Consider the following 26,351-nt stretch of genomic DNA (forward strand, 5'->3'; position numbering starts at 1 on the left):
GAACCGCGGCGTCGCGCAGCGTCGCCTGAGCTCCTCGCCGTGCACCGCGACGCTGCGATCAGCTCAGCGCGGCGCTCGCTTGGTGGCCTCCCAGCGCTCCAGCGTGACGACGAGCCGCGCCGCCCCGAGGACGCCGGCCGGGAGCACGATGAGCAGCGCGCAAGGCAGGAACGAGAGCAGCGCGAGGCCGAAGCCGAAGCCCATCACCGCGGCGAGGTTCCGGCGCACGAAATCGATCCGCTCTGCCACCGGCACGCCGCGGATCGACAGCGGGCAGTCGCAGAGGTCCCACGCCCCCGCGAGCGCCGTCACCGCGAGCTGGAGCGGGACGACGACGACGCTCGCCGGCGCGAAGAGGAGACCCACCAGGCCGAGGACGAGAAGGATCGGGAGCGTGACGGCGAGCGCCACGAGCGACGACTGCAGCGCGCGCCACATGTCCGCGAAGAACCCGACCTCCGGCCACGGGGGCGCCCCGAGATCGGCCTCGGCCCTGCGCACCATCCGCTCCAGCGCGGTCCCCGAGAGCGGCTTCGCGAGCCCGAACGAGACGACGAGGGCGGCCACGAGCACCACCGCGAGCGAGAGGATCCGCAGCACGGCCATGAGCACGGTCCAGGGCCACCCCGTCCCCGGCTCCCTCACGATCAGCTCGACGAGCGAAGGCGCGAGCTCCACGCCGGCGATGGAGAGCACGACCATGAGCACCAGCGCGATGCCCGTGGGGACGAGCGCGAGCGGCCAGAGGTCCGGCGTGCGAAAGAGGTAACCGTAGCCGCCCAGCAGGGCCTTGAGGCCCGCGCCGAAGCCGGGGCGTTCGAGCGGCACGAGCCCCGCGGTCGGGCGCTGCGCGAGCGCCGTGGGAGAGCCGCGGGGAGCATCGGGGAGGATCATCCGGCCACGAACGTCCCAGCGGTCGTGCGTCCGGTCAACACCTTCCGCGCGCTGGCGTCCGCCGCTGGACGAGCTCCCGCCGGCTGTGCGGCGAAGGCTGCTTCATCGTCGATGCGTCGATGACCTCCGAGCCTGCCTCGTCAGCCCTCGGGGAGCAGCGGATCGAGCACGCTCCCGCCCGGGGGCGAGGGCCCGAGGGCGCGGCCGAGGTGCTCGCGGATCGCGGCCGCGAGCGACTCGGTGACGCGCCTGCGCAGCTGGGTCCGCGACGTGACGAGCCCGATCTCCCGGAGCGGGATCGGCCGGGAGAGGGGCCGCACGCGGGCGCGGCGCTTGTCCGGGGGCAGCCCTTGCGCCACGAGCGCGGGCAGCACCGTCGCCCCGAGCCCGGTGTCGACGAGGCCGATCAACGTCTCGAAGCTGCCGCTCTCGAGCTGAACGCCGCGCGGGGGCCTCGCCTGACCGCTCCTGCAATACGAGAGCACCTGGCTCCGGAAGCAGTGCCCCTCCGGGAGCACCCACAGCTCGCGATCGCTGAGGTTCGCCTGCGTGACCGTCTTGCGGTCGAGCAGCGGGTCGCCCTCGGGGAGATAGGCGACCATCGCCTCGTGCCCGAGGGGCGTCTCGCTCAGCCCCGGAGCGTGGAGCGGCGTCGCGGCGAGCCCCGCGTCGAGGGTGTCGGCGGCGAGCCGCTCGATGATCTCCTCGGTCTTCAGCTCCTCGATGAACAGCTCGACGCGCGGGTGTGCCTTCACGAAGGGATCGAGGAACAGGGGCAGCACGGTGGGAGCGAGGGTCGGGATGATCCCCAGCCGGTAGCGCCCCGCCGGAGCGTCGTCGCCGGCGACGATCTGACCGAGCCGCTCCGTCTCCCGGAGGATCTCGCGCATCTGAGCGATGGCGCGCGCCCCCTCCTCGGTCACGAGGACGGGCTTCTTGCTGCGGTCGAACAGCACGGCGCCCAGGAGCTCCTCGAGCTTCTGGACCTGCATGCTGAGCCCGGACTGCGAGACGTGGCAGCGCTCGGCCGCGGTGCGGAAGCTGCGGGTCTGCTCCACCGCCACGGCGTAGCGGAGCTGCGTGAGCGTCACCTGCTCGAGGTCCATGGCCGAGGAGTATCACAAAAAGTGAACGTTTCATAAAATCGTTCGATTGGCACCGCGGGCGCAGAACGACCACGTTGCCTCTCGCCGGCGCGGGGGCACGAGACGCCCCCGCCCCGAAACGAGGAAAAGAGAATGTCGCTCATCAACACCCGCATCAAACCGTTCAAGGCCACCGCGTTCCACCAGGGGAAGTTCGTGGACGTCTCGCACGAGTCGGTCCTCGGCAAGTGGTCGCTCTTCGTGTTCTACCCGGCGGACTTCACCTTCGTGTGCCCGACCGAGCTCGAGGACCTCGCGGATCTCCACGGCGAGTTCCAGAAGCTGGGCGTCGAGATCTACGGCGTCTCCACGGACACGCACTTCGCGCACAAGGCGTGGCACGACACGTCCGCGGCGATCAAGAAGGTCAAGTACCCGCTCGTCGGCGATCCGACCGCCACGCTCTCGCGCAACTTCGGCGTGCTCATCGAGGAGGAGGGCCTCGCGCTCCGCGGCTCGTTCCTCGTGAACCCCGACGGCGTCATCAAGGTCTACGAGATCCACGACCTCGGCATCGGCCGCAGCGCGGCGGAGATGCTCCGCAAGGTCAAGGCGGCCCAGTACGTCGCCACGCACCCGGGCGAGGTCTGCCCGGCGAAGTGGGACGAGGGCGCGAAGACCCTCAAGCCGTCGCTCGATCTCGTCGGCAAGATCTGAGGCGTTCGGGCGTCGCCGCGCGTGCCGCGGCGACGCCCGTCATCTCTCGTCACGCGCCTCGTGACCCGCTCGTATTCGACGGAAGGAACGCAGCCATGCTCGAAGACTCCATCAAGACCCAGCTCCGCGACGTCCTCGGACGGCTGACCCGTCCCGTCGCGGTCACCGCCTTCGTCGACGACTCGCAGGGGTCGGAGGAGATGCGCGCGCTCCTGCGCGACGTCGCGAGCGCCTCGTCCCTCGTCGAGCTCCACGAGCGGCGCGAGGGCGCCCAGCGCACGCCGTCGTTCGGCATCCACTCCCCTGGCGAGGAGCCGCGCGTCATCTTCGCGGGGCTCCCGCTCGGTCACGAGCTCACCTCGCTGATCCTCGCGCTCCTGCACGTCGGCGGCCATCCGCCGCGGGTGAGCGCGGAGGCGCTCGAGCAGATCGCGCGGATCGACGGCGAGCTCCGGTTCGAGACCTACTTCTCTCAATCGTGCCAGAACTGCCCCGACGTCGTGCAGGCGCTGAACCTGATGGCGGCCAGGAACCCGAGGGTTCGCCACGTCGCCGTCGATGGCGCCCTCTTCCAGGGCGAGGTCGAGCAGCGGAAGATCATGGCCGTGCCGACCGTCTTTCTGAACGGCGAGCCCTTCGGCCAGGGTCGGATGGAGATCGAGCAGATCCTCGCCAAGCTCGACGACGGCTCCGCCGTGAAGAGGCGCGCCGAGGCGCTCGACCAGCGCAAGCCGTTCGACATGCTCATCGTCGGCGGCGGGCCCGCCGGCGCTTCGGCGGCCATCTACGCGGCGCGCAAGGGCCTCGACACCGGCATCGTCGCCGAGCGCTTCGGCGGGCAGGTGATGGACACCCTCGCCATCGAGAACCTCATCTCGGTCGTGGAGACCGACGGGCCCAAGCTCGCGGCGGCGCTCGAGCAGCACGTGCGCGCGTACCCCGTGGAGCTCCTCAAGCACGAGCGCGTCGAGTCGATCACCCCCGGCTCACCGTTCGAGCTGCGCCTGGCGAGCGGCGCCACGCTCCGCGCGAAGAGCGTCGTCCTGGCGACGGGCGCCCGGTGGCGCGACATGAACGTCCCCGGCGAGGCCGAGTACCGGACCAAGGGCGTGACGTACTGCCCGCACTGCGACGGGCCGCTGTTCAAGGGCAAGCGAGTCGCCGTCATCGGCGGCGGCAACTCCGGCGTCGAGGCGGCGATCGATCTCGCGGGCGTGGTCGGCCACGTCACCCTGCTCGAGCTCGCCCCCGCCCTCCGCGCCGACGCGGTCCTCGTTCGCAAGCTCAAGAGCATGCCCAACGTCGAGATCGTCACGCGCGCGCGCACGACCGAGGTGGTGGGCGACGGGCAGAAGGTCGTCGGGCTCCGCTGGGAGCACACCGAGACGAAGGAGCAGCACCAGATCGAGCTCGAGGGCGTGTTCGTGCAGATCGGCCTGCTCCCCAACACCGGGTTCATCAAGGGGACGGTGGAGCTCAACGGCCTCGGCGAGGTCGTCGTCAACGACCGCGGTCAGACGTCGGTGCCCGGCCTCTTCGCCGCCGGCGACATGACGACAACGCCGTTCAAGCAGATCGTCGTCGCCCTCGGCGACGGCGCGAAGGCCGCCCTCGGGGCCTTCGAGCACCTCATCCGCGCCACCGCGCCGGCGGAGTGAGCGCCCTCCGGCCGAGGTTCGACGCGCGAGCCCGCCCGCGATCACGAGCTCAGCCAGGCCTCGGACCGGAGCCGATCGACAAGGAAATCCACGAACGCGCGCACCCTGGCCGCCGCCCGCCGGCCCTCCGGGTGGACGACATGGATGGGGACCGGCGGGGGCTCGTGCGCAGCGAGCACGATCGAGAGGCGCCCGGCGCGCAGCTCCGGGTCGATCTGATACGAGAGCACCCGCGCCAGCCCTCGCCCGGCCACGGCCGCTGCAATGGCGACGTCGGCCGTATTGGCGAGGAGCTGCGATGACGGAGAGACCCGCTCGACCCGCGCGCCCGACCCGAACGACCATTCCACCGGGGAGCCCGTCCAGGAGAAAGCAATGGTGTCGTGACGCGCCAGATCGGCCGGCGTCACAGGCTCGCCCCGCGCGGCGAGGTACTCCGCCGAAGCGCAGACGACCCGCCGCACGGAGCCGACGCGGATCGCGCTGAGCGACGAGTCCGGCAGATGGGCAATCCGGACGGCGACGTCGAGCCCCTCGTCGACCATGTCGACAACGCGGTCGACGAGCAGCGTCCACGCCGACACGCGCGGATGGAGAGCCAGGAAATCGAAGAGGGCGGGCGCGACGAACATCCGCCCGAACAGGACCGGCGCCGTGACGCCGATCTGCCCTCGGAGCGCGGTATGGGACCCGGCCGCCGACGCCTCGGCCTCCTCGATCTCGCCGAGGATCCGCTTGCAGTCCGCGAGGTACCGGGCGCCCGCCTCGGTCAGGCGGACGACGCGCGTGGTGCGGTGCAGGAGCCGCGTGCCGATGCGCTCCTCGAGCGCAGAGATGGCCCGGGTCACCGCCGGCGGCGACATGGACAGCCGCCGCGCGGCCGGCGCGAAGCCCTCCTCCTCGGCGACGGCGACGAACACGCGCATGGAGTCGAGGCGGTCCATCGGATTATTCCAGTTTCCGGAATGGTCCCTTGTCAAGGACGAGCATTACCCTTGGCCACGGGAATGGGCATCCTGGCTCGGCGAGCGCGGGAGCCCCACGCGGACTGCGCCGCTCCCGCTGACATCCACAGCCGAAAGGACACCTCGATGACCCTCCCTGCCAGCCCCATCCGCCTCTACCGCTATCCGCTCTCGGGACACGCGCACCGCGTGGAGCTGTTCCTGTCGCTGCTGAGGCTGCCGTTCGAGAGGATCGACGTCGACCTGAAGGGCGGCGCTCACAAGACGCCCGAGTTCCTGAGCAAGAACGCGTTCGGTCAGGTGCCCGTGATCGAGGACGGCGACGTGACGCTGGCCGACAGCAACGCGATCCTCGTGTACCTGGCCGCGCGGTACGACCCGTCGGGGCGCTGGTTCCCGCGCGATCCGGTGGCGGCGGCGCACGTGCAGCGGTGGCTCTCCGTGGCCGCCGGGCAGCTCGTGGCGGGGCCCGCGACGGCGCGCGCCGCGAGCGTGTTCGGCCGCAAGCTGGACGTCGAGCAGGCCAAGGGGATCGCCGCCCAGCTCTTCGCGGTGATCGACCAGCAGCTCGCGGCCCAGCGGTTCCTGGCCGGCGACGAGCCGACCCTCGCGGACATCGCGATCTACACCTACACGGCGCACGCGCCGGAGGGCGGCGTGTCGCTCGATCCGTACGCGAACCTGCGCGCGTGGCTCGCCCGCGTGGAGGGGCTGCCCGGCTTCGTGCCGATGAAGAAGGCGCTGTCGTGACCTCCCTGCCCGGGTGGACCAGGGAGGGCTCGCCCTATCACCCGGGCGAGATGGCCGTGCAGGCGCGGGCCGGGGCGCGCGAGCGCGCCGAGAAGGCCGGGCGCCGGATCATCCGGGACTTCATGCCCGACCAGCACCGCGCGCTGTTCGCGCAGCTGCCGTTCCTGCTCGTCGGGGCCCTCGACGCCGAGCGCCGGCCGTGGGCCTCGATCGTCGTGGGGCCGCCGGGGTTCATCTCGTCCCCGGATCGGCGGACGCTCGCGGTGAACGCTCGCCCGGGAGCCGGCGATGCGCTCGGCCCGCACCTCGTGGCCGGCGCGCCCGTCGGCCTCCTCGGCATCCAGCTGGAGACCCGCCGCCGAAACCGGATGAACGGGACGATCACGGCGGCCGACGAGCGTGGCTTCGTGGTCGAGGTCGGGCAGAGCTTCGGCAACTGCGCGCAGTACATCCAGGCGCGAGAGCCCGAGCTCGTGAGGGGGCCGGAGGCGGCCGCCGCGCCCCCGGCGCGGGCGGAAGGGCCGGCGCTGTCCGCCGGCGCGGCGGCGCTGATCCGCCGCGCGGACACGTTCTTCATCGCGACCGCGGCGCCGGCCGCGCGGGGAGGCGACGCGATCGAGGGCGCCGACGTGTCCCACCGGGGCGGCAAGCCGGGCTTCGTGCGCGTGACCGAGGAGGACGGCCACACCGTCCTGACCTCGCCGGATTTCACGGGCAATTTCGCGTTCAACACGCTCGGCAACCTGGCGCTCTGCCCGCGCGCCGGGGTGCTGTTCGTCGACTTCGCCTCCGGCGGGGTGCTGTCGCTGACCGGCGAGGCCGAGGTGCTCTGGGACGGGCCGGAGCTCTCGGCCTTCGCCGGCGCCCAGCGGCTCCTGCGGTTCCGCGTGGCCGAGGGCGCCTTTCGGGAGGACGCGCTGCCGCTGCGCTGGTCGGCGCCGGTGCCCGCGCCGCAGCTCGCGGCGACCGGCTCGTGGGAGGACGTGGCGCGCGGGTGACGCCGCGGCCCGCGGGGCCCGTCCAGGGGAGTTTTGCCCCATCGGGGCGATCCGGGGCGGGCCCGGGCGGGTCAACGTGCGGACGGGCACCTTGAGAACGCGTACGCGTCCTGCATCCTACCGGCGACCTCATGCGACTCGCCAGCAAGCTCACCCTCGCCCTCGTGCTCGTGATGTGCGCGGCGCTCGGCCTGTACGGCTACCTCTCCGTCCGGCGCGAGCGGGCGCTCTTCGAGGCGGACATGCGGCGCGACGAGCACCTCATCGGCATCGCGCTCCGCGCGGCGGTGGTCGAGACGTGGCGCCGGGACGGGATGGGGGAGGCGCTCCAGCTGCTCGACGAGATGAGCGAGCGCGAGGACGGCGTGCGCTTCCGCTGGGTGTGGCTCGACGCGCCGGCCGGGGATCGCTTCGCGCCCGCGCTGCCCGCCGCCGAGATCGAGGAGCTCTCGCGGGGCACCGAGGTGTTCCGGATCGAGCGCAAGGGCGACAGGAGCGGGCGCTTCTACACGTACGCGCCCGTCGGGGTGGAGCCCGAGCGCGTCGGCGCCATCGAGATCTCCGAGTCGCTCGAGGAGGAAGAAGCGTACGTCCAGGCGAGCGTGGTCAACACCGTGGCCACCATCATCGCCCTGGCGGCGCTGAGCGGGCTCCTGGCGATGACCTTCGGGCAGGTGCTCGTCGGGCGCCCGACGCGGCGGCTCGTCGACAAGGCGCGGCGGATCGGGGAGGGCGACCTCGGCGGGCCGCTGCTCCTGCCGCAGCGCGACGAGCTCGGGCGGATCGCCCACGAGATCAACGCGATGTGCGAGCACCTGGCGGAGGCGCGCGAGCGCGCGGGCCGCGAGACGACCGCGCGCATCGCGGCGCTGGAGCAGCTCCGGCACGCGGATCGGCTCACCACCGTGGGCAAGCTGGCGTCGGGGCTCGCGCACGAGCTCGGCACGCCGCTCAACGTGGTGGGCGGCCGCGCCAAGATGATCGCGCGCGGCCTGCCGCAGGAGGAGGCGGCGGAGAGCGCGCGCATCATCGCCGAGCAGGCGGACCGGATGACGAAGATCATCCGGCAGCTGCTGGATTTCGCGCGCCGCCGGGTCGCGCAGAAGGCGCCGGCCGATCTCGCGCACATCGCGCGCCAGACGCTGGCGCTGCTGGAGCCCCTCGCCCGGAAGCGGAGCGTGACGCTCCACCTCGACGAGGCGAGCGGCGGGGCGGCGCGCGCCGAGGTGGACGCGGGTCAGATGCAGCAGGTGCTCACGAACCTCATCATGAACGGCATGCAGTCGATGAAGCGGGGCGGCGAGCTCACCGTGCGGGTGGAGCGCGCCCGCGCGCGCCCGCCGGCCGATCACGGCGGCGCCGAGGGCGAGCACGTCGCCGTCCGGGTGACCGACGGCGGGGAGGGGGTCGCGCCCGAGAACATCCTCCGCATCTTCGAGCCGTTCTTCACCACGAAGGACGTCGGCGAGGGCACGGGCCTCGGGCTGAGCGTGTCCTACGGGATCGTGCGCGAGCACGGGGGCTGGATCGGCGTGGAGAGCGAGCTCGGCAAGGGCTCGACGTTCACGGTGTACCTCCCGCCGAGCGGCCAGGAGGACGCAGGATGACGCGAGCCCGGCGGCCGCGGGTTGAGGGCGAGGGCGCGCTCGGCGGGGCGGCCGCCGCGCCGCGGCTGGCCGCGGGCGGGGCGCTGTACTACGCGAGTTATCGAGGAGAGATGGCGGGCGAGCCATCGAGGTGACGATGGGCAGGCGAGCGCTGATCATCGACGACGACGAGGCGATGTGCGCGTGGCTCTCGGCGGACCTGCGGTCGCGCGGCGTCGAGGCGACGACCCGGACCTCACCGGCGGATGCGCTCGCGCTGCTCGAGGCGGACGAGGGCTTCGACGTCATCCTGACCGATCTGAACATGCGCGGGATGGACGGGATCGCGGTCTGCGGACGGGCGGCCGAGATCCGGCCGGACGTGCCGGTCGTGGTGATCACCGCGTTCGGCAGCATCGAGACCGCGGTGCAGGCGATCCGCGCGGGCGCGTACGACTACGTGACCAAGCCGGTCGACATCGAGGCGCTGGCGCTGGCGCTGGAGCGGGCGATCGCGCACCACGCGCTCAAGGCCGAGGTGCGGCGGCTGCGCCGCGCCGTGGCCGGGCCCGGCGGGTTCCCGGACCTCATCGGCCGGAGCGCCGCGATGCGGGGCGTGCAGGACCTGATCGAGCGCATCGCCGACGCGGACGCGACGGTGCTCATCACGGGCGAGAGCGGGACGGGGAAGGAGGTCGTCGCGAAGGCGATGCACGCGCGGAGCCGCCGCAAGGAGGGGCCGTTCGTGGCGATCAACTGCGCGGCGGTGCCGGAGTCGCTGATCGAGAGCGAGCTCTTCGGGCACGTGAAGGGGGCGTTCACCGACGCGCGCGCGGCGCGCTCCGGGCTATTCGTCGAGGCGAACGGCGGGACGCTGCTGCTCGACGAGATCGGGGAGCTGCCGCTCGCGGTGCAGCCGAAGCTGCTCCGCGCCCTCCAGGAGCGCCGGGTGCGCCCGGTGGGCGGGAGCGCGGAGGTGCCGTTCGACGCGCGCATCGTGGCCGCGACGAACCGCGACCTGGACGAGGCCGTCGAGGCGCGCCGCTTCCGGGAGGACCTGTACTACCGGATCAACGTGCTCCACGTGGAGCTGCCGCCCGTGCGGGCGCGGGGCAGCGACGTGCTGCTGCTCGCGCAGCGCTTCATCGAGGATTTCGCCACGCGCTGGGGCAAGGAGGTGGTCGGCCTGTCACCGGCGGCCGCCGAGCGGCTGCTCGCGTACACGTGGCCGGGCAACGTGCGGGAGATCCAGAACTGCATGGAGCGGGCGGTGGCGCTCACGGGGTACCCGGAGATCACGGTGGAGGACCTGCCGGCCAAGATCCGGGAGCACCGGCCGTCGCACGTGCTCGTGGCGGGGGACGACCCGTCCGAGCTGGTGCCGCTCGAGGAGGTGGAGCGGCGGTACATCCTGCGGGTGCTCGAGGCGGCGGGCGGGAACAAGACGCTGGCGGCGAGGATCCTGGGGCTGGACCGGAAGACGCTGCACCGGAAGCTGGAGCGGTGGGAGCCGGGCACCGGGGGGACGAAGGGGAGCTGAGAGGGTGGGCGGGGTGAGTCGGGCGACCTGAAGCTCGAAGCCCACGCCGAGGCGCGCCGAGGCGCGGAGGAATACCCCGGGCGGGGAACGGCGCCCCACCCTGGATGGCCCACGGGGGGTCGCCGCCAGTCCCGGCCACCCCAACCTCGGTCGGTTCCGGCCACCCCAACCCGGCCCCCCAACCTGGGTCGGTTCCGGCCAGCCCCCCCCAACCCCGGTCGGTTCCCGCCACCCCAACCTCGGTCGGTTCCGGCCAGTCGGTTCCCGCCACCCCAACCTGGGTCGGTTCCGGCCACCCCAACCCCGGTCGGTTCCGGCCACCTCAACCTGGGTCGGTTCCGGCCACCCCAACCCCGGTCGGTTCGGGGCGGCCGCCGGTGGGCGGCACGCGGCCTGCAATGCAGGCCTCTCACCAAGGAGAGAGCCCGATGCCCCCCGACTCGATGCGCGGTCTTGCCTCGATCCTGAATACGCCCCCTGAGCCGGTGCCGCGCGTCCACCCCGGCGCGCCCCCCATCCGCGTGCTGCTCGCCGAAGACGACAGGGAGCTGCGGCTGCTCCTCGCCACCGCCCTCCGCCGCGACGGCTACGAGGTCCTGGAGGCGCACGACGCCAAGCACCTCCTCGAGTTGATGGGCGAAGCGCTCGTCTCCGGGAACGGCGCCCCGGTCGATGTCGTGGTGAGCGACATCCGGATGCCAGGCGCGAGCGGGCTCGATCTGCTGGCCGGGCTGCGCCGCGACGACTGGACGACGCCGGTGGTCCTCATCACCGCGTTCGGCGACCCGGAGACGCACGCGGAAGCCTACCGCCTGGGCGCCGACGCCGTGCTCGACAAGCCGCTCGACGTGGACGATCTGCGGATCGTGGTCCAGACCCTCGTATCGATGCGCGGCTGACGCACCACGCCGCTGGGGAGCATCTCGCGATCACGGACATCACGAGATGGCGCGCAGGTGGGAGCCCATCGACGAGCAGCTGGCCCACACACGACCCTTGTCAGGAGCGCGCCAGTTGACCGTTGGATAGGCTTTCAACATCGTCGTGGAGCAGATCCGTGCGATCGTGAGTCGCCCGGCGCCGCCTCACCCCGCCTCGACCGGCAGCCGGCGCGGCTCCCTCGCGCGCTGCGCCTTCAGCCGCGCCCGCCGTATCTTGTGCCACGCGAGGATCCCCGCGTCCGCGCGCACGAAGCGGCACGCGTCGAGATCCGCGTCGCGCGGCTCCGAGGACGCGAGCATCCGCTCGTCGCCCGGCTGGATCAGCCAGAACTCCGCCCGCAACCCGAGCCACGCGAGAAGCCGCCCGATCACCGGGATCGGCACGTAATACCGCCCCACGATCGCCGTCCGCTCCGCGTCGATCGGCGCGCACCCCGCCATGCCCACCACGCGCTTCCCGAACGAGAGGCGCAGCACGCCCGGGAAGCGCACCTCCAGCTCGAACCTCCACCCCCGACGGCCGTCCCAGGGCTCCCCGTCGTCGTGGCGCAGCACCGCCTCGACGTGGATGACGTCGCCCTCCACGCGGACCTCGCAGGGGTCGAGCATCGCGCCGACGCCGGGGACCCAGGGGCGATGCGCGAACGGCAGGTGGTGGACATCGAGCATGCCCTCCATCGCGCGCGCGAACGGAACGTCCCAGTCCATCGACGCCGTGTGGGCGTGCCGCTCGTCCGGCGGCAGGCCATCGAACCAGGGCACCGGCGGCAGCTCGGCCGGCCGCTCGCCCCAGAAGAGCCACACGAAGCCCCGGTGCTCCCGCGCCTCGTACCGGGTCAGCGCGAGCGCATCCCCCGCGCCGCGCGCGCTCGCGCCGCGCCCCTCGCACGGGATCGCGACGCAGCGCCCGTCCGAGGCGAACCGGAAGCCGTGGTACGGGCACTCGATCGCCCCGTCCACGACCCGCCCGAGGCCGAGGTCCGCGCCGCGGTGCGGGCAGCGCGCCCGCGCCGCGACCAGGGCGCCGCGCTCGTCCCTGAACAGCACGAGCCGCGTCCCGAAGCGCTCGACTGCGACCGGCCGCTTGCCCACGCGAGCCGCGTCCGCGATGATGTACCAGGCGCCCTCGACGAACGCGCCGCGCCCTTCCTCGATACCGTGCTTTCGCATGATGCTCCTCCGATCGCCGGGAAACCTGGGGCCGGCCCGGCCGTGGAGCAGTGACAGCGCGCGCCACAAGGGCTGACATGCGGCGCCAGGCCCCGCGGGCGCCCGCCCCGACGATCTGGGCCCGCACCGCCGCGCAGCTCGCGGACCACGCCGCGGAGCGCGGGGCGGATCGGCGGGCGCTGCTCGAGGCCGCGGGGCTCGCCGCCGCGGCGCTCGCCGATCCGGACGCCCGCGTGCCGCTCGCGGCGTTCTACGCGCTCATCGAGGCGGCCGTGGCGGCGACCGCCGATCCGCACCTCGGCCTCGACTTCGCGGCGCGCTTCGAGCCCGAGCACTTCGACGCGCTCGGCTTCCTGGCCATGAGCAGCCCGACCCTCGGCGAGTCGTTCCGCAGGATGCTCCGCTACCAGCAGATATGGAACGAGGGCGAGCGCCACACGCTGGAGATCCACGGGCGCCGCGCGCACCTCGGGTTCGTGCCCTTCGGGCCCGACCGGCCGGCCCACGGCCAGCTCGCGGAGATGTTCGCGTTCGACGCGCTCGTGAACGCCGGGCGCATGTGCGGCGCGCCGATCCAGGCGTACGCGGTGCGCTTTCGCCACGCGCCGGCGGGTGATCCGGAGGAGAAGGCGCGGCGGCTCGGCTCGCCGGTGCTGTTCGGGGCGCCGGCGACCGAGCTGGTCCTGCCAGTCGAAGAGCTCGATCGGCCGCTGCCGCACGCGAACGAGGCGCTCGCCGCGTTCCTCGAGCGCCACATGAGCGCCGCCGCGGCGCGCCTGCCGGGCGCGGCGCCGCCCGCGCTGTCCGACCGCGTGCGCGCGCTCCTCGGCGAACGACTGCGCGAGGGGGCCGACCTGGGCGCGCTCGCGGCGCGCCTGCGGATGAGCCCGCGCACGCTCCAGCGCCGCCTCGGCGACGAGGGGACGTCGGTCCACACCCTGCTCGACGAGGTCCGGCGCGGCCGCGCTGCGGCGCTCCTCGACGCGGACATGGCGATCGGGGAGGTGGCGTATCTGCTCGGCTATTCCGAGCCGAGCGCGTTCCACCGGGCGTTCCGGCGCTGGACCGGCGTGACGCCGGAGGCGTTCCGCGCCCGGACCAGGGGCGCAGCGCCGCCGTGAGCGGCCTGCGCCAGCAGCTGGCCTGACGGGCTCCTTCACGCGCGCCCGGCCGCGGCCTGCGCCGCTGCCGGGCCTGCGCTCACGGGCCCTGCGCTCAAGGGCTCGGGGGAGCGATCTCCAGCTTCGCCATCACGCTGGCGCTGCCCGTGAGGCTCGCCTGGATGTTCTCGACCGCCTGCGTGATCGCGTTGGTGGCCGGGATGAGGCACGCCCCGGCCTTCACGCTGCCGGTGGCCGCGCCCTCGAGGTTGCCGCCCGCCTGGACCACCGCCTCGGCGCTGGCGAGGAGCAGCTCGCCGCGCGCGTGCGCGACGACGAGCAGCCGCGGCAGGTTCGCCTTGAGCGTCGCGATCGCCGCCTCGACCTCGGCCCCACCCTCGATGTTGACCGCGGGCTCCTTGCAGCTGGCCTTCGCGCTCGCGCTCGCCTCGCAGGAGCCGCTGCACTCCGCGGACCCCTGGCACTCGGCGCTCGGCGGCTTGAGCTCGGCCCTGCACTTCGGCGCCTTGAACTGGACGTCGCACGAGCCCGAGCAATCGGCGTTGCACTGCACCTCTGCCTCGGCCGCGAACGAGCACGAGCCACGGCACTCGCCCGTGCAGGTGCCCTGGCACTCGCCGCGGCAGTCGCCGCCGGCGGTCGTCGCGGAGCACTCGCCGTCGCACGTGCCCTCGCACGTCCCCTGGCACGTCCCCTCGCAGTGGACCGCCAGGTTGGCCGAGCCCTCGCACGAGCCGGTGCACTTCCCCTCGCACCGCCCCGAGAGCTGACCGGGATCGCAGCGCGCGACGATCTCCGCCGGGGTCAGCTGGCACTCGACGTTGGCGCTGCACCTCGCCTCGCAGTTCGCCTGCACGCTCGCGTCGACCGTGCAGCTCGGCGGCTGGAAGGTGATCGACAGGCCGGCCGTCGCGTCCCCGAGCGCGTCGACGGCGAGCTCACACCATTGCTCCGCCCGTTCGTTCGGCTTCGTCGCCGTGATCGTCGCGACGTCCGCGCCGAGGTCCAGCGCAATCGCCTGGCAGGCGCTCGTCACGTCCGCCACGATGGCGCCCGCGGCGCCCGTGAAGTCCGACACGGACTGCATGAAGGCACCATAATTGAGCTCTGCTTCGCCCTCGAGACCCCATTTCACCGTGGCGAGATCGGCGCCCGGCGTGAAGTCGCGACAGCAGACCTCATTCTGCAGCTCCGAGACCTTGTCACACCCCATCGCCGGGATGACGGAGAGCCCCGCCAGCGCCAGCGGGAATGCCGCGATTCGCCACGTCACACGGATATTCATCGGGAAACTCCTTGGTTCTTTGTCGGGCGTGCCGCTGGTGCGGGACTGCCACGGAGAGCGGCGAAACCCCATGAGGGAGCACGCTCGCCTCCGAGCTCGGCATGCAGCCGCCTCCGAAGCAGGGCGACAATAGCTCATAGATCGACCCACATGACAAGGCCCATGCTGCGGAATTGTTGCTCGTCTCGACGTCACCCTAGGGCGAAGCCCGTCAGCACGGGAGCCATCCACGACGAGATCCGTTGATGTTCATGCCGACGGCAGAGGTAGGAAGAACGCCCGGTCGCGGCCGTCCAGGGGAGGCCGCGGGCGCGCCATGACACGGCACGTCGTCGGTTCAACCAGCCTTCATCGAATCGCCGTTGCAGAGCTCGGCCGAGCCGTAGGACAATGGCCCCGTGATGACGCTCGGCCCACGGCTCCCCCGGTTCGTGCAGCTCTCTCTCCTGCTCGCCCTGACGGCCGGTTGCGGCGCCTCGTCCGACGACGAGGGCCCGACGAGCGGCCAGGCCGCCGGCGAGCCGCCCAGGATGACCGGGATGACGGCGGCCCACAATGCCGCGCGCGCCGCCGTCGACCCGCCCGCCGATCAGCCGGTGCCCCCTCTCTCGTGGTCGCCCGAGATCGCCGCGGTGGCTCAGGCCTATGCTGCCCAGTGCATGTTCGGCCATAGCGCGAGCGATTATGGAGAGAACATCTTCGCGTCGACCGGCTCGTCACCCACACCGGAGGATGTCGTCGCCTCGTGGGTCGACGAGGCGGCCAACTACGACCTTGCGAGCAATGCCTGCAGCTCCACCTGCGGCCATTACACGCAGGTGGTATGGGCCGACTCCCTGCGGCTCGGCTGCGGGGTCGCCGATTGCACGACCGGCTCGCCGTTCGGCGGTGGCACCTGGCAGATCTGGGTGTGCAACTACGATCCTCCCGGCAATTTCGCCGGAGAGCGCCCCTACTGAGCTCGCGCGCGCATGCGGTCGTGGACGGCGCGCCGTCCTCGTCTCCTCCCCGCCCCTCGCCGGCTCTGGTATCCCAGCGGCGATGGACTTCGGGTGGACCCCTTCCCAGCGCGCCGTCCACGACCGCATGCGCGCCCTCGGCGCCGAGGCCGACGCCGCGGCCCCGGACGATCGCATGCGCGTCCTCGCCCGGGGCGGCGCCCTCGGCCTGCCGATCGCCCGCGATCTCGGCGGCGAGGGCCTCGACCTCGTCACGACGGCGCTCGCCTACGAGGGCCTCGGCGCGACGCTGCGCGACGGCGGCGTCCTGCTCGCCGCGGGGGCGCACCTCTTCGGCGTGGCGCTCCTGCTCGCGCGGGTGGGCACGCCCGCGCAGCAGCGCGCGTGGCTGCCGCGGATGGCGAGCGGCGCGTGCATGGCGACGGTCGCCGCGACCGAGGCCGGCGCGGGCTCGGACGTCGCTTCGGTGCAGGCCAGGGCCGACCGCACGGACGCCGGCTACCGGCTCACCGGCGACAAGCGGTACGTGACCTGGGCCGACCGGGCCGACGTGTACCTCGCGATCGCGCGCGACGGCGGCCGCGCCGGAGGGGCCCCGGCGCGCGGCCTCACCGCGCTGCTCGTCCCCCGCGCCGGGGGCGAGGGCGCCGCGCGCGTCCTCCCCGGCGCGCCGCTCGCGACAGCGGGCCTCCGCGGCGCGCGGCTCGCGCCCGTCTCGTTCGCCGGCTGCGAGGTCGGCCACGACGCGCTCCTCGGCCGCGCCGGCGCCGGCCTCGCCGTCTTCCAGATCGCGATGACCTTCGAGCGCGCGCTCATCCTCGCCTTCCGCCTCGGCGCCATGGAGCGCGCCCTCGGCGAGGCCGTCCGTTTCGCCCGCGAGCGCGAGATCGGCGGCCAGGCGATCGCCCGCCACCAGGCCGTCGCGCACCGCCTCGCGCAGATGAAGCTGCGGCTGGAGACGTCGCGGCTGCTCACCTACCGCGCCGCGTGGGCGCTGGACCAGGGCGAGCGCGGCCAGGCCGAGGCCGCGCTCGCGAAGTGGCACACGGCGGACTCGGCCGTGGCGTCCGCGCTCGACGACCTCCGGCTCCGCGGCGGCGCTGGCTACCTCGAGGAGAGCGGCCTCCCCTCCGCCGTCGACGACGCCCTGGGCGGCAGCATCCATTCGGGGACGTCCGACGTGCTCGCCACGATCGTCGCGCGGTGGCTGGGCGCTTAGCCGAACTTGGACGACGAACTACTGGCCAACCCTCGCCGGCGCCTTTACCAAGGTAGTGCTGCGCGGACCGGCCGAGGGTCGCCGGCCCGCGCCCGTCCGCCGGCCCCATCCAGCCCAACCAGGAACGATATGACCGAAGCGACCGACAATCCCCTGCTCACTCTCGGCTTCGAGATCCCGTTCGATCGCATCCGGAGCGAGCACGTGGAGCCCGCGGTGCGCGCGCTGCTCCAGGACGCCCGCGCCCGGCTCGACGCGCTCGTCGCGGCGCCCGGCCCCCGCACCTACGACAACACCCTCGCCGCGCTCGAGGCCGTCACCGAGCGGCTCGACCGCGCCATGAACGTCGTCTCCCACCTCGAATCGACGTCCACCACCCCCGCGCTGCGCGCCGCGTACAACGCCGTCCAGCCGGAGGTCAGCGAGTTCCTGAGCGGCATCGCCCTCAACGAGGGCGTCTACGGCGCGCTCAAGGCGTACGCGGCCACGCCCGAGGCCGCGGCGCTGACGGGCCCGCGGCATCGCTTCCTGAAGAAGACCCTCGACGATTTCCGGAGGAGCGGCGCCGAGCTCGACCCGGCCGGCAAGAAGCGCCTCTCCGAGATCGACGTCGAGCTCGCCACGCTCACCCTGCGCTTCTCGCAGAACGTGCTCGACGCGACGAACGCCTTCGAGTTCGTGGTCGAGGACGCCGCCCGCCTCGCCGGCCTGCCGCCGAGCGCGGTCGAGGCGGCCCGTCAGGGCGCGAAGGACAGGGGCATCGAGGGGTACCGCTTCACGCTGCAGGCGCCGAGCTACATCCCCGTGCTCACGCATCTCGACGACGGCGCTATCCGCGAGCGCTTCTACCGCGCCTTCAACACGCGGGCGACGGAGGGCGACCACGACAACCGGCCGCTCATCCGCCGCATCCTCGAGCTCCGCGGGGAGAAGGCGAGGCTGCTCGGCTACGCGAGCTTCGCCGATCTCGTGCTCGAGGACCGGATGGCGAAGACGGGCGCCGCGGCGCGGCGCTTCGTCGACACGCTGCGGGCGCGCACCGAGCCGGTCTTCGCCCGCGAGAAGGAGGAGCTCGCCGCCTTCCGCCGCGAGATCGAGGGCCCGGACGCGCCGCCGCTCGCGCCGTGGGACGTCGCCTACTACGCCGAGAAGCTCCGCCGCGCCCGCTACGATTTCGACGACGAGGCGCTCCGCCCGTATTTCCCGCTGGATCGCGTCGTCTCCGGCCTGTTCGAGGTCGCCCACCGCCTCTACGGCGTGCGCATCGCGCCCTGGCAGGCCGCCCCCACGTGGCACCCGAGCGTCCGCGCCTACCAGCTCGTCGAGCCGGACGGCGCCCAGAGCGCCGCTTTCTATCTCGACTTCGTGCCGCGCGAGCAGAAGCGCGACGGCGCCTGGATGCACGGGCTCGTGACGGGCGCGCCGAGCGAGGACGGGCGCGCGGCCGGCGAGGATGTGCGCCACCTCGAGGTCCTCGCGGGCAGCTTCACCCCGCCGGTCGGCGGCCGCCCCGCGCTGCTCAACCACCGCGAGGTCGAGACGCTGTTCCACGAGTTCGGCCACATGATGCACCACGCCTCGAGCCGGGTGCCGATCCGGAGCCTCGCCGGCACCAACGTCGCCTGGGACTTCGTCGAGCTCCCCTCGCAGATCATGGAGAACTGGTGCTGGGAGCGGGACGCGCTCGATCTCTTCGCGCGCCACCACGAGACGGGCGCGCCCGTCCCCGACGACCTGCTCCAGCGGATGCGCGCGGCCCGCACGTTCCGCGCGGGCGCCGCGACGATGCGCCAGCTCGGCTTCGCCGAGATCGACCTCGCGCTCCACATGGACTGGACCGGAGAGCAGGGCGATGTCGTCGAGTTCGCGCGCGAGGTCCTCGGGCGTTACTCGCCTGTCCCGCTGCCCGAGGGCTACGCCATGATCGCCGGCTTCTCGCACCTCTTCTCGAGCCCGGTGGGCTACGCAGCGGGCTATTACTCGTACAAATGGGCCGAGGTGCTGGACGCCGACGCGTTCTCCCGCTTCCAGGAAGAGGGGCTGTTCAGCCGGAAGGTGGGCGACGCGTTCCGGAGCCAGATCCTCGCGCTCGGCGACACGCAGGACCCGATGGATCTCTACAGGAGCTTCCGCGGCCGCGAGCCCACCCTCGACGCCCTGCTCCAGCGCAGCGGCCTCGCCTGAGCCTCGGGGGCGGCCCGGCGCCGCCTCCATCACGGCTACACCCTCAACTCCCTCTCTCGCCATGTGACCGAGCGGCGCTTTTGTGAGGCGTTACCCAGGCTCGTTCGGTCAGGCTCAGGGCGCGAAGCGTGGTTATCGCCTGCGCCCCATCGACCTCCGTGGGCGCGAGGAGACGGTGTTCTTCGCGCGGCGCCGGGAGGCGCCGATGTCTGAGCCCAAATGAAAAAGCTCCTCCGGCGAAGCCGGAGGAGCTTTTTCTCAGGTGAATCCGGCGGGGTCCCCGCGCCGGGCCCCCTCGGACGACCGCCCCGAGGAAGCGCCGGCGCTCCTCGCGCCGGCCCCCCGTGGGATCACTGTATCTTGAAGTTGCAGGCCGACAGCGTGGCCGTTCCGATCGTCTGCGTCATCGCCCAGTTCGCGAGCGAGGCGACGCTGGCCTGCTCGGACCTGAACGCGTAGTTGCTCGCGAGCTGCACCTCGGTGCCGTTCTTCGGCCGGATGTACACCGAGTACCGCTTCGCCGCCACGTCGACCACCATCCGGACGGTATACGTCGTCCCGCCGGTGTACGGGAACACCCGGAGCGCCTGGTACCTCGCGCCGTTCCGGACGCGGACATTGCCTTCCTCGTCGAAGATGACGATCGCGGCGAGCTGGGTCCACTGGCTCGCGGAGCCGCTCGAGAGGCCGACCACAGCGTCGATCTTCGACGCGCTCGGCGTCACGTCCCAGGTCGCCGTGAAGGTGCCCCGCTGGGTCGAAGGCAGCTGCGAATTGAACCACTTGCCAGCGTTGACGACCGAGCACACCGGCGCCGTCGGCGTGGGCGTCGTCGGCGTGGGCGTCGGCGTGGTCGGCGTGGGCGTCGGCGTCGTGGTCGTCGTCCCGAACTCGAACGCGCCGATGTCGACCGCGCCCACGGCCGTCCGCCGCTGCGCGGAGCCGACGGCCGCGAGCGCCCCCTTCGGCGGGTGGAACAGCGGCATCGCGAGCGGCGACGGGAACGTGCGCCCCGAGATCCCCGTCGTCGAGCTGACGCCCGCGTTCCGCAGCGGGCTCGTCGAGAGCAGCGTCACGTCGCGGTTGCCGATGCTCGCGAAGCCGGGATCGCTCACGATCAGCGTCCCCGTGAAGCCGGAAGGCACCGCCGTGCCCGCGGGCACGGCGTTGTTGACGCCCTTGATGAGCGGGCTGCCGGTCGTCCAGCTCGCGTCGTCACGGAAGACCTGAACGCTCCCGCCCCCGACGCGATGGAAGATGTTGTTGTGGAGCTCGATGCTCTCGATGCCATCGAACAGGTGAATCGCCGCGCTCGACCCCGCCATCAGCAGGAACGTGTTGTTCACGAACCGATACCGCCCGTTGGTGTCGCCCGTGCCATCGCCGCCGACGCGCACCACGAACTGCGTATGCGTCTTGCGGAAGACGTTGCCGACCACATCGGAGTCCTCCCGCGCGAGCTTCGGATCCTGCCCGTCGGGGCCGATGAGCTCGAGGTCCTTGTAGAGCCCGCCCTCGATCCAGTTGTAATAGATCTCGTTCCGCTCCGCGCGGGTCTTCACCGCGTTGCCGCCGATTGCATCGTGGACATAGCTGTGCTGCATCCGGAACACGGAGCCCGGGTAAGCGGTCTCATCCGTTGCGATGTAGATCGGGTGCTTCGTCGTACCGGCACCGCACTTATAGACCTCCACGTATTCCACCAACAGCGTACCCGAATCGCTGTCGGCGCCCAGGATCCCGTGCGATGGGCAATCGTGGATCACGGAGTCACGGATCGTGACATCGTGCCCGTGCTGGAAGATGCACCTCGAGGTGCCGCCCGTCACATCGAACCCCTCGAAGACGATGTGGTTCGCGTTGATCTCGATCGTGTTGGTGCCGCCCTTCAGGACGGGGCGCTTCCCGCCGACGCGAACGCCGCGGATCGTGATCTTCGAGGTGGGCGTGCCCCATTTCGTGAGCCTGATGTTGCCCGAGTACGTCGCGTTGCCGTCGACCTCCACCACGTCGCCCGGCTGCAGTCTGCTGGCTACCTCACCGATGGTCTTGTAGGTGCGCGTGGGACCGACTTGATACTTCGTGCCGGCTGCCTGCTCCTCCGCGTCCAGCTCCTCTGCGGTCACGTCCTCGTCGAGCGGCGCGCAGCCGAAGCCGACGATCGACATCGCCAACAGGGAAGCGATGACCTTACCGGCGGCAATCGACAGCGACCCAAAGCCTTGAGAAATTGAATGCATGGCTTTATCTCCCCCGGCGTCGTCGAACCCCTGTGGTGAACAGGACCGTAACGGGCGAAAGCATCAGGGGGCAGAAGAGGAGCCTCCCGCTGCGTGCCTTCGCGCCGCGAACCATCGGTGCAGACCACTCAGCACCAGAGGGGCGGATACCGGCGCTCTCGTGAAACAACTTATTCCCGGATTAACACGACGGGTCAAGATGAAATGCTTTCGAAAACGAAACGAACACCCAATTAGGTCGCACACCTCGGCCGCTTTTCACATCAAGGTTGCAAATTTTCGATGCAAAACTGCAATGCGCAGTCCGTCCGCTGATGTAAGGAAGGTATAGAGAAGTGGTCGTTCGCTCGCTTGAATGCAGACGAAATCCCCGGGAAATGTGGGTGAACTCCCAATGCGACAGCGTTCTCCATGTCGACCAACGACCTTTACCTACCTTACCCCCGCATTCGCTATCTCGGCCGCGGCGCCTGTGACCCGAGGAGGTCGCGCGCTTCCTCGGCGACACCGCTGCACCGCAAGCAAGAAGCCAGCTAACAGCCCTGCTCGATCGCTTGTCGGAGGATCAGCCATGCGCGTCGCGGCTGGCCTGCCGCGGTCGACGCGCGCGACGCGGGCTCGCGGGAGATCGTGGAGAGGGACGACGGGCCGGCGTTCGGCGGCGAGATCGGCGGCGTCCGCGCGGCATCGCGCTGCTCGCCGCGCGGGGGAGATGGGCGGGAATGGGCGGGAATGGGCGGTCGCGCGAGCGGGCGAGCGGTCAGCGCCTCCCCTTGAAGCCCATCATCTGCTGCACCACCGCCTCGCTCTCCTCGGCGATCGCGCCCTCCTGCGCCGCGCGGTCGGCGCAGTCCTCACAGACCTTCTTCTTCTTGCTTCCGACCTTGATCGTCTTGAGCTCGTCGACCTCGTTATCGCATTCCCGGCACGTGGGCATCGCCACACCTTCCTTTCGCCGGGCCAGCATATCGCACCGATCCCGCGCGCGCCGAGATCGCGCCCCGGCGCCGCGAGCGGACCGCGCGGAGACCGCGCCCCGGCGCCGCGAGCGGACCGCGGGGCTCGCCCGCCCGATGTTTGGCCCGGACGAGCCCCGCGACCTAGGCTCGCCGCGTCACGAGGACACCAAGGAGGCTCCCATGGATCGGAGGCAGGGCGCGCGCGCTCAGGTCGACTTCCCCGTCTCGGCGCTCGTCGATGGCCACCGGCACCGGTGTCGCGCGATCGATCTCTCCCCCACGGGGATGGTCGTCGAGCGCGCGCCCGCGCTGGCAGGCCGGGCGCTGCCCGCCGTGACCCCGTTCGAGCTCGACCTCGGGGTCGGGCGCCCCATCCGGCTGCGCGCCCGCCCGGTCTGGGACCGCGACAACCTGCTCGCCGTCCGCTTCGTGGTCATGAGCGACGCCGACCGGCTCACCATCGCCGAGCACCTCGACCAGCGCGCCCACCGCCACCAACCCCTCCATTAGAGCGGCGGCTCGGGATGGGGCAGAGAGGGGGCGATGGAGATGGGGACGACGGGCGGGGGGAACGCCTTGAGACGGATGGGGGGACGTCCACGGCACCATGCTTGGCTGCAAGGATGAAATCGCAGGATTGCAACACCGGGAGGATGTGCCCGGGACATCTATGCGAATTTTAAATCTATTTCCGTCTTCTCGCGGTGGCATGTGAGCTGCTAATTCACGGACGAGCGTTGCTGGTGCGGCCTCTCCCCCCCTGGGCCCCGGCGACGCTTTTTTCTTTTTGTCGCTCGCTGGAGCGACGAGCGGTGGTGCACGCGCTACGTGCGGGGCTCTCGCCGCCGGCGCGCAGCGGAGATCGACGCGCGCGGAATGCTGGCGGCAGAGCGGCGAAGCTCGTCGAGCGCGTGCTCGGGCAGGCGCGGCGCGCGCGGCTCGGCAGCACCTGGCTCGGGAGGGGCGGGCGCGCGGGCGCTCAGGTACGGCCAGAGGCTCTCGCGGATGGGCGCCGGCAGGACGTTTTCCAGGTACTCGAGCGCGGTCCCGCGGAGATGGGCGTCGTCGGCGTGGAGCGCCCTGTAGGCGATCTCGAGCGGCTCGCGCTCCAGGCAGAGCGAGAGGACGCGGAACACGTGCTCCAGGCTGCGGCTCGTCCGCTCGACGAGCAATCGCTCGGCCAGCGGCGCCTCGACCGGGGGCGCAACGTTGGGGGGCTGGGCGTCCCACACCCGGCGACCGATCGCGATCTCCCGCATCGCCGCCTCGATCACGTCGTCGCGCCGCAGGTGGATCGGCGCGCGCTGCTGAAGGAGCCGCGCGAGCGCGACGCCGCACTGGAAACGCACCTCGAAGCGCTCGTCGGCGAGGCCCAGGATCAGGCCGTCGGCGGCGCGCTGGGTGGGACAGGCCTGGAGCACCCGCGGGATGCGGCGCCGGAGGGCGACGCTCACGGACGGATCGAGGAGCGCGTCGGTGAGCTGGCCGGTCGCGCGGGGGGCGACGGCGCGGAGCGCCCGGATCGCCTCGGAGGTGAGCCCCTCGCGCTCGAGGAGCGGGAGGAGGTGCGGCACGAGCGCCGGGTCCGGCTCCCGGACGAGCGCCCGGCGGACCCGCTCGGGATCGCCGGAGCGCAGGTCGGCCGTGGCGGCGAGCACCGGATCGGACGCCAGCGCGGCCGACGCGGCGCGCGCGGACAGCGGCCCGTCGGCGCCCCTGCGATCACCCGCCAGAGGCCGCGGCGAGTCCCCGGGGGCGGGGCCGGAGAGCGACGCGCGGCCGGAGAGCGGCGGGCCGGGGTGCGACGTGCGCTCGCCGTCGACGGAGGCGCGCCCGGCGTCGTGCCGCGCCGCCGCGGCGTTCCGGAGCGCGGCGAGCTCGGCGAGGACCCTGTCGCGGCTGAGCGCGTCGACGGTGCCGCTCAGGGTGCGGCGGGTGGTCGCGTCGACGACGTTCGTCGGGTCGAGCGAGACGGCGCCGGAGCGCAGGCTGCCCTCGAGCGCGGCGACGTAGCCCCGGTGCAGCCGAGGCGTGAAGAGCAGCGTGACGCCCGCGGCCGCCGCGCCGAGGCCGAGCAGCAGCGGGAGCGACGCGCCCGGGGCGAGCACGAGAAGGGCCATCGCGAGGCCGCTGCCCGCCGCGGTGCCGATGCGGTCGAAGCCGACGTCGATGAGCGTCTTGATCGAGCGCTTCTGGTCCGGGGGAAGGGGCGTGTAGAGCAGCTCGTAGCCCGACCGGAACAGCGAGTTCCGGAGTACCGCCTCGGTCGCGCGGACGATGGAGGCGGCCCAGAGCCGCGGCGCGACCACGAGAGAGAGGGTGCTCGCGACGACCGCGGCCGGGAGGATGCCGATGGTGGCGGCGAGCCCGAGCCGGTCGAGCGAGAACGTGGCGGCGAGCGACTGCACGAGGAACGAGAGCACGCTCACCGAGAGGTGGAAGAGCGCGAAGAACGAGAGCAGCGCGTTGCGGTCGGTCATCGCGGCGGCCGCCTCGGCGCTGAGGGCCACGTCGAACAGCGCGCCGCTCACGGCACCGAGCCCGACGAGCAGGCCGAGGTCGCGCAGGTGGCTGTTGTTGCGCAGTGCGGCGAGCCCCGACCCGCCGGCGCCAACCTGGGTGCGCCCCGCCTCAACCTGGGTGCGCCCTGCCTCAACCTCGGTGCGCCCCGCCTTGCGCCCCGCCTCAACCTCGGTGCGCCCCGCCTCAACCTCGGTGCGCCCCGCCTCAACCTGGGTGCGCCCTGCCTCAACCTGGGTGCGCCCCGCCCCGCCGGTGGCGCCGGCCGCGCGCGCGAGGCCGGCGCCCAAGTGGTGGGTGGCCCAGGCGGTGAGCGCGCTCACCGCGGAGAGGGCGAGGAGCATCGTCGGGGCGTCGATGAGGCGGCTGGCGCGCCAGGCGAACAGGCCGCCGATCACGCCGCCGACGGTCCCGCCGCCCGCGATGCGCCCGATGGAGTGGCGGGCGGTGTGGGGGTCGAAGCGCTCGTTGACGAGCGACCAGAAGGCGGAGATGAGCGTCGCGCCGAAGACGGCGATGTGCAGGTAGAAGACGAGGGCGGCGGCGCCGGGCGCGCGCCGGGCGAGGGCCCACTCCAGGGCGAGGAGCACGGAGCTCGCAGCGAACGTGGCCGGGACGACGCGCGCGGGGGAGAGCTGGAGGAGCGCGCGCGAGAGCAGGACGACGGCGCCGAACGACAGGGCCGCGCCGGCGGCCATGACCTTGGGGACGTCGGCCGCGCCGAAGCTGGCGAGGAAGAGGGCGTCCCGGGTCGCCCGCCCGGCGACCTGCTGGGCGATCATCGCGCCCGAGGCGATGGCCGCGAGGAGGACGGGCCTGTCGCTCGCGCTGTCCTCTCCCACCTGCGCCCTGGGCATCCTAGGCGGGTTCGGCGGCGAGCACGCGGGCGTCGGTGACGATGGTCCCGAGCGGGACGTCGCCCGGGGTCGCCGGCACCTCGGCGACGAGCTGGAAGTCGAACACGACGCCCACCGCATGCGCCGGGGGGCAGAAGCGCGGCAGGGTGCTGTCGTAGTAGCCGGCGCCATAGCCGATCCGGTGCCCTCGGGCGTCGATCTGCAGCGCGGGCACGACGATGACGTCGAGCGCGGCGGCCTCCTCGTCGGTCGCGTCGGGCTCGCGGAAGCCGAGGCCGCGCTCCTCCATGGCCTCGGGGTCCTCGACGAAGCGGAAGGTCATGGCGCGCGACTCGGGGTCGATGGAGGGGTACGCGACCCGGGCGCCGCGGGCGCGCAGCAGCGGATCGAGCTCCCGGAGGTCGACCTCGTTGCGCCCCTCGATCGGGTAAAAGAGCGCGACCCGCCGGGCCGCGGCGAGGGCCGGCAGCTCCGCGAGCGCGCGCTGGATCCGGCGCGATCGCTCGAGGATGGCGTCGAGGGGGATGGAGCTGCGGACGGCCCGAGCGCGCTTCCGCAGCTCGGCTTTGGCGCGGTAGCGCAGGGCGGCCTCGGCGTCGGGGTCCATGGCTCGGTGGTTCCTCCGGCGCGCATCCTAGAGAGCCGCCCCGGGCCGGGGAACCGCCATGTGCGAAATCGGTGTGAGGTGGCGCAGTTGGCCCAA

Annotated in this window: 22 protein-coding genes; 13 read left to right on the plus strand and 9 right to left on the minus strand. The window is 72.4% G+C overall.

What is annotated here, in order from left to right; translation table 11 throughout:
• Window positions 1-63: 63 nt before the first annotated feature.
• Both WMF22_RS37425 and WMF22_RS37430 read right to left on the minus strand, forming a co-directional pair.
• On the minus strand, window positions 64-894 hold the full coding sequence (locus WMF22_RS37425; RefSeq protein WP_438032850.1) for an EI24 domain-containing protein: 831 nt from the start codon (window positions 892-894) through the stop codon (window positions 64-66).
• A gap of 140 nt (window positions 895-1,034) precedes the next feature.
• Window positions 1,035-2,000, minus strand: a complete 966-nt coding sequence (locus WMF22_RS37430) for a hydrogen peroxide-inducible genes activator (RefSeq protein ID WP_437294725.1) — start codon at window positions 1,998-2,000, stop codon at window positions 1,035-1,037.
• A gap of 132 nt (window positions 2,001-2,132) precedes the next feature.
• Between WMF22_RS37430 and ahpC the strand changes: the two genes are divergently transcribed.
• Both ahpC and ahpF read left to right on the plus strand, forming a co-directional pair.
• A complete protein-coding gene (ahpC, locus tag WMF22_RS37435) occupies window positions 2,133-2,696 on the plus strand; it encodes an alkyl hydroperoxide reductase subunit C (RefSeq protein WP_012239567.1) in 564 nt (187 codons plus the stop codon).
• A 95-nt stretch (window positions 2,697-2,791) separates the two neighbouring features.
• Window positions 2,792-4,354 (plus strand): alkyl hydroperoxide reductase subunit F, encoded by a 1,563-nt coding sequence (gene ahpF / locus WMF22_RS37440; RefSeq protein WP_438032851.1) that lies wholly within the window; start codon window positions 2,792-2,794, stop codon window positions 4,352-4,354.
• A 41-nt stretch (window positions 4,355-4,395) separates the two neighbouring features.
• Here ahpF and WMF22_RS37445 read toward each other — a convergent pair whose 3' ends face one another.
• Entirely contained in the window at window positions 4,396-5,298 is a 903-nt protein-coding gene (locus WMF22_RS37445; protein ID WP_437294727.1) for a LysR family transcriptional regulator, read from the minus strand.
• A gap of 147 nt (window positions 5,299-5,445) precedes the next feature.
• Between WMF22_RS37445 and WMF22_RS37450 the strand changes: the two genes are divergently transcribed.
• From WMF22_RS37450 to WMF22_RS37475, 6 genes are all read left to right on the plus strand, one after another.
• A complete protein-coding gene (locus WMF22_RS37450) occupies window positions 5,446-6,069 on the plus strand; it encodes a glutathione S-transferase family protein (RefSeq protein WP_438032852.1) in 624 nt (207 codons plus the stop codon).
• Window positions 6,066-7,067: a flavin-nucleotide-binding protein gene (locus tag WMF22_RS37455; protein WP_438032853.1), complete on the plus strand. Its 1,002-nt coding sequence runs from the start codon at window positions 6,066-6,068 to the stop codon at window positions 7,065-7,067. The genes WMF22_RS37450 and WMF22_RS37455 overlap by 4 nt, the downstream gene beginning before the upstream one ends.
• 131 nt (window positions 7,068-7,198) lie before the next feature.
• Entirely contained in the window at window positions 7,199-8,674 is a 1,476-nt protein-coding gene (locus WMF22_RS37460) for an ATP-binding protein (protein WP_438032854.1), read from the plus strand.
• Complete coding sequence (locus WMF22_RS37465) at window positions 8,671-8,808, plus strand: hypothetical protein (RefSeq protein ID WP_437294731.1); 138 nt, start codon at window positions 8,671-8,673, stop codon at window positions 8,806-8,808. Before WMF22_RS37460 ends, WMF22_RS37465 begins: the two co-directional genes overlap by 4 nt.
• Before the next feature lie 2 nt (window positions 8,809-8,810).
• Window positions 8,811-10,193 carry a sigma-54-dependent transcriptional regulator gene (locus WMF22_RS37470; RefSeq protein WP_438032855.1) on the plus strand — a complete coding sequence of 461 codons (1,383 nt, stop codon included), beginning with the start codon at window positions 8,811-8,813 and terminating at the stop codon, window positions 10,191-10,193.
• 428 nt (window positions 10,194-10,621) lie between these two features.
• Window positions 10,622-11,092, plus strand: coding sequence for a response regulator (locus tag WMF22_RS37475; protein ID WP_437294733.1), 471 nt, complete (start codon window positions 10,622-10,624; stop codon window positions 11,090-11,092).
• A 186-nt stretch (window positions 11,093-11,278) separates the two neighbouring features.
• Here the strand turns inward: WMF22_RS37475 and WMF22_RS37480 are convergent, their stop codons facing one another.
• Complete coding sequence (locus tag WMF22_RS37480) at window positions 11,279-12,304, minus strand: Rieske 2Fe-2S domain-containing protein (protein ID WP_438032856.1); 1,026 nt, start codon at window positions 12,302-12,304, stop codon at window positions 11,279-11,281.
• A gap of 77 nt (window positions 12,305-12,381) precedes the next feature.
• On the opposite strand from WMF22_RS37480, the gene WMF22_RS37485 reads away from it, so the two are divergent.
• Entirely contained in the window at window positions 12,382-13,425 is a 1,044-nt protein-coding gene (locus WMF22_RS37485; RefSeq protein ID WP_438032857.1) for an AraC family transcriptional regulator, read from the plus strand.
• Between the two features lie 94 nt (window positions 13,426-13,519).
• On the opposite strand, the gene WMF22_RS37490 is transcribed toward WMF22_RS37485, so the two are convergent.
• Complete coding sequence (locus tag WMF22_RS37490) at window positions 13,520-14,710, minus strand: hypothetical protein (protein WP_437294736.1); 1,191 nt, start codon at window positions 14,708-14,710, stop codon at window positions 13,520-13,522.
• A 401-nt stretch (window positions 14,711-15,111) separates the two neighbouring features.
• Between WMF22_RS37490 and WMF22_RS37495 the strand changes: the two genes are divergently transcribed.
• From WMF22_RS37495 to WMF22_RS37505, 3 genes are all read left to right on the plus strand, one after another.
• A complete protein-coding gene (locus WMF22_RS37495) occupies window positions 15,112-15,669 on the plus strand; it encodes a CAP domain-containing protein (RefSeq protein WP_437301658.1) in 558 nt (185 codons plus the stop codon).
• 82 nt (window positions 15,670-15,751) lie between these two features.
• Window positions 15,752-16,888, plus strand: a complete 1,137-nt coding sequence (locus tag WMF22_RS37500) for an acyl-CoA dehydrogenase family protein (protein ID WP_437294737.1) — start codon at window positions 15,752-15,754, stop codon at window positions 16,886-16,888.
• A 129-nt stretch (window positions 16,889-17,017) separates the two neighbouring features.
• On the plus strand, window positions 17,018-19,072 hold the full coding sequence (locus WMF22_RS37505; protein ID WP_437294738.1) for a M3 family metallopeptidase: 2,055 nt from the start codon (window positions 17,018-17,020) through the stop codon (window positions 19,070-19,072).
• 350 nt (window positions 19,073-19,422) lie between these two features.
• On the opposite strand, the gene WMF22_RS37510 is transcribed toward WMF22_RS37505, so the two are convergent.
• Together WMF22_RS37510 and WMF22_RS37515 are read right to left on the minus strand one after the other, a co-directional pair.
• On the minus strand, window positions 19,423-21,240 hold the full coding sequence (locus WMF22_RS37510) for a hypothetical protein (protein ID WP_438037316.1): 1,818 nt from the start codon (window positions 21,238-21,240) through the stop codon (window positions 19,423-19,425).
• An 832-nt stretch (window positions 21,241-22,072) separates the two neighbouring features.
• Window positions 22,073-22,249, minus strand: a complete 177-nt coding sequence (locus WMF22_RS37515; protein WP_157907138.1) for a hypothetical protein — start codon at window positions 22,247-22,249, stop codon at window positions 22,073-22,075.
• 202 nt (window positions 22,250-22,451) lie between these two features.
• Here WMF22_RS37515 and WMF22_RS37520 point away from each other — a divergent pair, with 202 nt between their 5' ends.
• The gene (locus WMF22_RS37520; protein ID WP_437294740.1) at window positions 22,452-22,781 is read left to right on the plus strand and encodes a PilZ domain-containing protein; all 330 of its coding nucleotides are present in this window, start codon (window positions 22,452-22,454) and stop codon (window positions 22,779-22,781) included.
• 314 nt (window positions 22,782-23,095) lie between these two features.
• Here WMF22_RS37520 and WMF22_RS37525 read toward each other — a convergent pair whose 3' ends face one another.
• Window positions 23,096-25,633 (minus strand): hypothetical protein, encoded by a 2,538-nt coding sequence (locus tag WMF22_RS37525; RefSeq protein WP_438032858.1) that lies wholly within the window; start codon window positions 25,631-25,633, stop codon window positions 23,096-23,098.
• A 16-nt stretch (window positions 25,634-25,649) separates the two neighbouring features.
• On the minus strand, window positions 25,650-26,255 hold the full coding sequence (locus tag WMF22_RS37530; protein WP_437710847.1) for a 5-formyltetrahydrofolate cyclo-ligase: 606 nt from the start codon (window positions 26,253-26,255) through the stop codon (window positions 25,650-25,652).
• Between the last annotated feature and the right edge of the window lie 96 nt (window positions 26,256-26,351).

Source organism: Sorangium sp. So ce204, assembly GCF_051526795.1.
Taxonomy (GTDB): Bacteria; Myxococcota_A; Polyangia; order Polyangiales; family Polyangiaceae; genus Sorangium; species Sorangium cellulosum_B.

Excerpts from the sequence above, each read along its gene's own strand:
- WMF22_RS37425 (WP_438032850.1), bottom strand. The coding sequence starts at position 894 with ATGATCCTCCCCGATGCTCCCCGCGGCTCTCCCACGGCGCTCGCGCAG.
- WMF22_RS37430 (WP_437294725.1), bottom strand. The coding sequence starts at position 2,000 with ATGGACCTCGAGCAGGTGACGCTCACGCAGCTCCGCTACGCCGTGGCG.
- ahpC (WP_012239567.1), top strand. The coding sequence starts at position 2,133 with ATGTCGCTCATCAACACCCGCATCAAACCGTTCAAGGCCACCGCGTTC.
- ahpF (WP_438032851.1), top strand. The coding sequence starts at position 2,792 with ATGCTCGAAGACTCCATCAAGACCCAGCTCCGCGACGTCCTCGGACGG.
- WMF22_RS37445 (WP_437294727.1), bottom strand. The coding sequence starts at position 5,298 with ATGGACCGCCTCGACTCCATGCGCGTGTTCGTCGCCGTCGCCGAGGAG.
- WMF22_RS37450 (WP_438032852.1), top strand. The coding sequence starts at position 5,446 with ATGACCCTCCCTGCCAGCCCCATCCGCCTCTACCGCTATCCGCTCTCG.
- WMF22_RS37460 (WP_438032854.1), top strand. The coding sequence starts at position 7,199 with ATGCGACTCGCCAGCAAGCTCACCCTCGCCCTCGTGCTCGTGATGTGC.
- WMF22_RS37465 (WP_437294731.1), top strand. The coding sequence starts at position 8,671 with ATGACGCGAGCCCGGCGGCCGCGGGTTGAGGGCGAGGGCGCGCTCGGC.
- WMF22_RS37470 (WP_438032855.1), top strand. The coding sequence starts at position 8,811 with ATGGGCAGGCGAGCGCTGATCATCGACGACGACGAGGCGATGTGCGCG.
- WMF22_RS37475 (WP_437294733.1), top strand. The coding sequence starts at position 10,622 with ATGCCCCCCGACTCGATGCGCGGTCTTGCCTCGATCCTGAATACGCCC.
- WMF22_RS37480 (WP_438032856.1), bottom strand. The coding sequence starts at position 12,304 with ATGCGAAAGCACGGTATCGAGGAAGGGCGCGGCGCGTTCGTCGAGGGC.
- WMF22_RS37485 (WP_438032857.1), top strand. The coding sequence starts at position 12,382 with ATGCGGCGCCAGGCCCCGCGGGCGCCCGCCCCGACGATCTGGGCCCGC.
- WMF22_RS37490 (WP_437294736.1), bottom strand. The coding sequence starts at position 14,710 with ATGAATATCCGTGTGACGTGGCGAATCGCGGCATTCCCGCTGGCGCTG.
- WMF22_RS37495 (WP_437301658.1), top strand. The coding sequence starts at position 15,112 with ATGACGCTCGGCCCACGGCTCCCCCGGTTCGTGCAGCTCTCTCTCCTG.
- WMF22_RS37500 (WP_437294737.1), top strand. The coding sequence starts at position 15,752 with ATGGACTTCGGGTGGACCCCTTCCCAGCGCGCCGTCCACGACCGCATG.
- WMF22_RS37505 (WP_437294738.1), top strand. The coding sequence starts at position 17,018 with ATGACCGAAGCGACCGACAATCCCCTGCTCACTCTCGGCTTCGAGATC.
- WMF22_RS37510 (WP_438037316.1), bottom strand. The coding sequence starts at position 21,240 with ATGTCGATCGTCGGCTTCGGCTGCGCGCCGCTCGACGAGGACGTGACC.
- WMF22_RS37515 (WP_157907138.1), bottom strand. The coding sequence starts at position 22,249 with ATGCCCACGTGCCGGGAATGCGATAACGAGGTCGACGAGCTCAAGACG.
- WMF22_RS37520 (WP_437294740.1), top strand. The coding sequence starts at position 22,452 with ATGGATCGGAGGCAGGGCGCGCGCGCTCAGGTCGACTTCCCCGTCTCG.
- WMF22_RS37530 (WP_437710847.1), bottom strand. The coding sequence starts at position 26,255 with ATGGACCCCGACGCCGAGGCCGCCCTGCGCTACCGCGCCAAAGCCGAG.